Raw genomic sequence first — 5,701 nt, forward strand, 5'->3', positions numbered from 1 at the left:
GGCGAGCTTCGCCTCGGAGCGGCCGGCCAGCGCGATGCGCACCCCGGGCGGGGCGTGCTCGGCGAAGTGACGGGCGATGAGGCCGCCGACGAAGCCGGTCGCGCCGTAGAGGGCGATGTCGACCGGGGCGGCCGCGCCGTTCCCGTCGTTCTGCGGGCTGACCATGTCTAGGAGCTCCTCGGGGTCTCGGCCGCGGGGCCGGGGGCGGCGTGTCGGACGGGGTCGACGCCCAGCAGCGCGGCCGGGGCGTCGTACAGGACCGAGCGCAGGAACGCCGCGCCGAGGCGGGGCTCGGCGGCGGCCCAGCCGGCGATCGCGGCGAGCTGCTCGGCGTAGGCGTAGGGGATGTTGGGGAAGTCGGTGCCGAGCACGATCCGCCCCGGGTGCTCGGCCAGGCGTGCCGGCCAGTCCGGCGGCAGCGGCGCGATCCGCTGGGAGAACGCGGTGCCGACCATCGTCGTGTCGAGCACCAGGTTCGGGAACCGGTCCAGCAGCTCCAGCGCGCCCCGGAAGTCCGGCATGCCCGCGTGCGCCAGCACGATCCGCAGATCAGGGTGCGCCGCCAGCACCTCGGCGAAGATCCCGAGCCCCGTGTGCTCGCCGGGGATCGGGCCGTCGCCGCAGTGGACGACGGCGGGCACGCCCGCGTCGGCCAGCAGGCCCCAGGCGTCGCGCAGCAGGGGGTCGCGCGGGTCGAACCCGCCGACCTGGACGTGCACCTTGACCATCCGCGCCCCGTCGGAGACGGCACGGCCGAGGTAGTCCACCACGGACGGTTCCGGGTAGAGCGTCGCGGTGCGCACCGCGCGCGGGTGGGCGTCGGCGAACCCGCCGGCCCAGCCGGTGAGCCACTCCCCCATGCCCGGCTTGTGCGGGTAGGTCAGGGGCGCGAACGCGAGCACTCCGAGGCGTTCGAGGATCGCGTAGCGCTCCTCCTCGGGTAGCCGGTACTGCACCGGCCACGGGGTGCCGTAGTGGGTCTCGGCGTCGTCGAAGTAGGCCCAGACCTTGTCGAGCATCCGCTGGGGCAGGAAGTGCACGTGCACGTCGACCAGGCCGGGCAGGTCCAGCTCGGCGGTCCAGCGGGGCACGTCGGCGTCGTCGACCGGTGGCAGGGGGAGATCCACGGCCCCACCCTAGGCGGGCCGTGGCTCAGCCGCGCAGGTCCCGGGCCCGCCCCTTGGCCGCGCGGCCGACGGCGCGCGCGATCTCCTTCTGCGCGTCCTTCTTGGCCAGGTCGCGGCGCTTGTCGTAGTCCTTCTTGCCCTTGGCGAGCGCGAGCTCGCACTTGACCTTGCCGTCGTTGAAGTACAGCGACAGCGGCACCAGGGTGAGCCCGCCCTCGCGGGTCTTGCCCATCAGTCGGTCGATCTCCCCGCGGTGCAGCAGCAGCTTGCGGGTGCGGCGCGGCTCGTGGTTGGTCCAGCTGCCGCGCACGTACTCCGGGATGTGCAGGTTGCGCAGGAAGATCTCGCCGTCGTCGATGGTGGCGAAGGCGTCGACCAGCGACGCCCGCCCCAGACGCAGGCTCTTCACCTCGGTCCCCTTGAGCGCGACCCCGGCCTCGAACTCCTCCAGGATCGCGTAGTCGTGCCGGGCCCGACGGTTCTGCGCGATCACCTTCCGGCCCTGTTCCTTCACACGACCAGCCTACCCGCGTACCGCCACCGGTATCCGACCACGGCGGCCCCGGAGCAGTGCCCGTGCACGTCGGCGCCACCTCGTGCAGATTCAGCGCAAGAGCAATGCTCGCGTATCAGACCGATGATCACAGAAGCGGACGTGACGACGACGGCGCGGGGTGAGCGCTCAGACCTTCACGTAGGCGCGCAGGGTCACGTAGCCGGTGATCCCGGCGACGAGGGCCCCGGTGGGCACGAGCAGCGCCGAGACCACCAGCACGTCGGTGATCCGGACCGGCGGGATCACGCCGGCCTGACCCATCGCGGCGAACAGGTCGTCGACGACCGCGTACTTGGCGGCGACCAGGCCGATCCCGGCGAGCGCCCCGCCGACGGCCCCGGCGATGGCGGCCTCGACCAGGAACGGCAGCTGGGTGGTCCAGCGCGTCGCCCCGACCAGGCGCATCACGCCGACCTCGGTGCGCCTCATGAACGCCGAGACCTGCACCGTGTTGGAGATCAGCAGGACCGCCGCGAGCGCCTGCACGACGGCGAGCGCGAACGCCACGTTGCGCACGCCGTTGAGGAAGTCGAACAGGGTCCCGACGACGTCGCGCTGGTCGATCACCCCGCGCACCCCCGGCCGGCCCTCGACGGCGGCCCGGGCGGCCGCGGCACCCGCCTGCTGGTCGGTCAGGGTGACCCGCAGCGTGGCGGGCAGCGACTGCGGCCGGGCGACGTCGGCGACCGACTGCCCGGCGAACAGCTCGCGGAAGCGGGTCCAGGCCTGTTGCTGGGACTCGAACGAGACCGAGCCGACGCCCGGGGCGGCCTCCAGCGCGCTCCGCACCGACGCGCACGTCGGCCCGCTGCAGTCCGGGTCGGTCTCCGAGACGTCCGGGGTGAGCGCCACCTGGATCTCGAGCCGGTTCGTGTAGAGCGCGGAGATGTCGTCGATGGTGCGCAGCACGAGCAGGCCCGCACCGACCGACATGAGGGTGACCGCGGTGGTCAGCACCATCGCGACGGTCATCGTGACGTTGCGGCGCAGGCCGGAGGAGACCTCGCGGGTGAGCAGGGCGGGGCGCATCTACCGGCCCGCCCCGTACACCGCGCGGGCCTCGTCGCGCAGCACGCCACCGTCGGCCAGCTCGATCACCCGGCGGCGCATCGCATCCACGATGGACGAGTCGTGGGTGGCCATCAGCACCGTGGTGCCCGCGCGGTTGATGCGCTCCAGGACCTGCATGATCTCCCGTCCGGTCTCGGGGTCGAGGTTGCCGGTCGGCTCGTCGGCCAGCAGCAGCGGTGGGCGGTTCACCGACGCCCTGGCGATCGCGACGCGCTGCTGCTCGCCGCCGGACAGCTCGTGCGGCAGCCGCTCCGCCTTGCCCTGCAGCCCCACCATCTCCAGCAGCTCGGGCACCGCGATCCGGATCTCCGAGGGCGTGCGGCCCAGGACCTCCAGCGCGAACGCGACGTTGCCGGCGACGGTGCGCTTGGGCAGCAGCCGGAAGTCCTGGAAGACGCAGCCGATCCGCTGGCGCAGCTTCGGCACCTTCCGCCGGGGCAGCCCGGCGACGTCGAGGCCGTCGATGAGGATGGATCCCGAGGTGGGGACGTCCTCGCGCAGCAGCAGCCGCAGCAGCGTCGACTTGCCCGACCCGGACGGCCCGATCAGGAACACGAACTCGCCCGCACCGACCGTCGCGGAGACCCGGTCCAGCGCCGGGCGCCCGGACGCCGGGTAGCGCTTGGAGACGTCCCGCAGCTCGATCACGGAGCGGGACGGTACCGCCGCCCGGAGTACACGGGCCGTGACGACACGCCCGTCAGGCCGGTCCGGCGGCGACCGGGTCCCGCGACGGGTCGAGCGCACCGGCGAGCCGGTCCAGGACGGGGACCGCCGCACGCAGCGCGACCGCGTCGGCACCGTCCAGGTCGCCGAGCGCGCGCCGGATCTGCCGCGTCCAGGCGGCGTCGAGGAGCTTGCGGTGCCGGACCGCCCGGGCCGTGGGGTACAGCAGCGCACGACGGCCGTCGGCCGGGTCGGCACGGCGCTCGACGAGGTCGCGCTCGACCAGCGACCGGACGGTGGCGCTGACGTTGCTGGGCTGCAGCCCGAGACCGCGGGCCACCGCCGACACCGGATGCCCGGGCCGCGCCGAGACCCACCGGAGCACCTCGTGCTCGGATCCGGTGATCGCGTCCAGGCCGACCGCGCGTTCGCCCGACGACCGCAGCACCCGCGACAGGTCGTGGACGGCGGCCACCAGCGCCGCCCAGTCCTCGCGCTCCTTGATCTCCGTCACAGACGCGATACTACTCGACCATTCATATATATTTTCATAACTGATCGCCCGTGGGAGAGAGGACCGCCATGACCGTGGGTACCGAGCAGGCCGCACCGAGGACCGCGCGCGGCCGCACCGTGCCGGACGGCGTGTGGATCGGCGTTCTCGCGCTGCTGACGGCGGTGGCGCCGCTGGCCACCGACATGTACCTGCCCGTGCTGCCGACCGTGGCGACCGAACTGGGGGCGTCGGCGTCGGCGGCGCAGCTGACCCTGACCGCGTTCCTGGTGGGGCTGGCGGTCGGGCAGCTGGTGATCGGCCCGCTCTCGGACAGCTGGGGGCGGCGACGCCTGGTCCTCGCGGGCACGGTCCTGCTGTTCGTCGCCTGCCTGGCGAGCGCGGTCGCGCCGTCGGTCGCGGTGCTCGTCGTCGCCCGGTTCCTACAGGGCTTCGGCGGGGCGGCCGGCCTGGTACTGAGCCGCGCGATGATCTCCGACCGCACCGCCGGCGCGCGGACCGCGCAGCTGTTCTCGCTGATGATGGCGATCAACGGGATCGCGCCGGTGATCGCGCCGGTGATCGGCAGCTCGCTCGGCGGGGTCGTCGGCTGGCGGGGCATCTTCGTCGTGCTCGCCGGGCTGGCGCTGCTCATGCTGGTGTCGTCGCTGCTCGCGGTGCACGAGACGCTCCCGGCCCCGGCCCGTACCTCCGGCGGTGTGCGCCGGACCTTCGCCGACGTCGGCGCGCTTCTGCGCCGCCGTCGTTACGTCGGCTACGTGCTCGCGTTCGCCACGTCGTTCTCGATGATGTTCGCCTACATCTCCGGATCGCCGTTCGTGCTGCAGCAGACACTCGGCCTCTCCACGACGCAGTACGCCCTGGCCTTCGGGACGAACGCGGCCGGGCTGGTGCTGGGCAACATCGTCAGCAGCCGGCTCGCCGCGCGGGTCGCCCCGCGCCGCCAGCTCGTCGTCGCCGTCGGGGGGCTGGTCGTGCTGTGCGCGGCTCTGCTCGTCGTGGTGCTGCTCGGCGCCGCCCGCTGGCCCGTCCTCGTGCTGCTGTTCGCGACCCTGGCCACGCTCGGGTTCGTGATGGGCAACAGCGCGGCGCTGGCGACCGGCGAGGTCCGCGACCGCGCCGGGACGGGCTCGGCCCTGCTGGGGGCCACCCAGTTCGGCCTCGGCGCCCTGGTCTCGCCGCTGGTCGGGTCGAGCGCGACGGCGATGGCCGTGACCATGCTGACCGCGGCCACGCTCTCCGCCGTGTCGCTCACCGCCCTGACCCGCGGCGCGACTGCGCCGCGCTGAGCCGGCACCGCCGTCCCGCCCGCCCGGCTCGCGACGCCGAGATGCACCTCAGCGGGAGTTGTCGATCTCCGCGGCCCGCTGAGCTGCATCTCGACGCACCGCGGCCGGGTCGGTGCGAGGCGTGACCCGCGAGGCACGACCCGCGCCCTGAGAGCCGCGAGCCGCGAGGCGCGAGCGCGAAATGCGGGGGCCGTCGTCAGGGGGCGGTGATCTCCACCGGTAGCCCGGGGTCGCCGAAGGAGACGGTCACCGCACCCGGGACCGCGGCGCCGGCGTTCTGCATCCCGGCGGCCGGGGCCTGCGGCTCCAGGCGCAGCCGGAGCAGCCGTCCGCGGTCGGCGGGGGCGGCGTCGGGGGCACCGAGCCAGGCGGTGAACCGCGGGGTCGGCGAGACCAGCCCGGCGAGCTCGTCGAGCCGGGCCCCGACCGCGGGGTCCGGGGCGCCGGCCCGTGCGGCGGCGAGATCCACCGACCCGGT

Annotated in this window: 7 protein-coding genes; 1 reads left to right on the top strand and 6 read right to left on the bottom strand. The window is 74.0% G+C overall.

The genetic code is table 11. From position 1 onward, the window contains the following. Window positions 1-167: 167 nt before the first annotated feature. The 5 genes from GTW08_RS08220 to GTW08_RS08240 form a co-directional block, all read right to left on the bottom strand. A complete protein-coding gene (locus tag GTW08_RS08220) occupies window positions 168-1,127 on the bottom strand; it encodes an amidohydrolase family protein (RefSeq protein ID WP_073578367.1) in 960 nt (319 codons plus the stop codon). 25 nt (window positions 1,128-1,152) lie between these two features. Further along, entirely contained in the window at window positions 1,153-1,641 is a 489-nt protein-coding gene (smpB, locus tag GTW08_RS08225) for an SsrA-binding protein SmpB (RefSeq protein WP_073578366.1), read from the bottom strand. 168 nt (window positions 1,642-1,809) lie between these two features. Further along, window positions 1,810-2,712, bottom strand: a complete 903-nt coding sequence (gene ftsX / locus GTW08_RS08230; RefSeq protein WP_161151716.1) for a permease-like cell division protein FtsX — start codon at window positions 2,710-2,712, stop codon at window positions 1,810-1,812. Continuing rightward, a complete protein-coding gene (ftsE, locus tag GTW08_RS08235; protein ID WP_073578394.1) occupies window positions 2,713-3,402 on the bottom strand; it encodes a cell division ATP-binding protein FtsE in 690 nt (229 codons plus the stop codon). A 52-nt stretch (window positions 3,403-3,454) separates the two neighbouring features. Then, window positions 3,455-3,934, bottom strand: a complete 480-nt coding sequence (locus tag GTW08_RS08240; protein ID WP_161151717.1) for a MarR family transcriptional regulator — start codon at window positions 3,932-3,934, stop codon at window positions 3,455-3,457. A 68-nt stretch (window positions 3,935-4,002) separates the two neighbouring features. On the opposite strand from GTW08_RS08240, the gene GTW08_RS08245 reads away from it, so the two are divergent. Then, window positions 4,003-5,223 carry a multidrug effflux MFS transporter gene (locus tag GTW08_RS08245; RefSeq protein ID WP_073578364.1) on the top strand — a complete coding sequence of 407 codons (1,221 nt, stop codon included), beginning with the start codon at window positions 4,003-4,005 and terminating at the stop codon, window positions 5,221-5,223. Between the two features lie 196 nt (window positions 5,224-5,419). Here the strand turns inward: GTW08_RS08245 and GTW08_RS08250 are convergent. Further along, the coding region (locus GTW08_RS08250; RefSeq protein ID WP_161151718.1) for a hypothetical protein at window positions 5,420-5,701 on the bottom strand (282 nt) is incomplete at its 5' end.

Origin of the sequence: Pseudonocardia sp. SID8383, from assembly GCF_009864975.1 — a bacterium.
GTDB lineage: Bacteria > Actinomycetota > Actinomycetes > Mycobacteriales > Pseudonocardiaceae > Pseudonocardia > Pseudonocardia alni.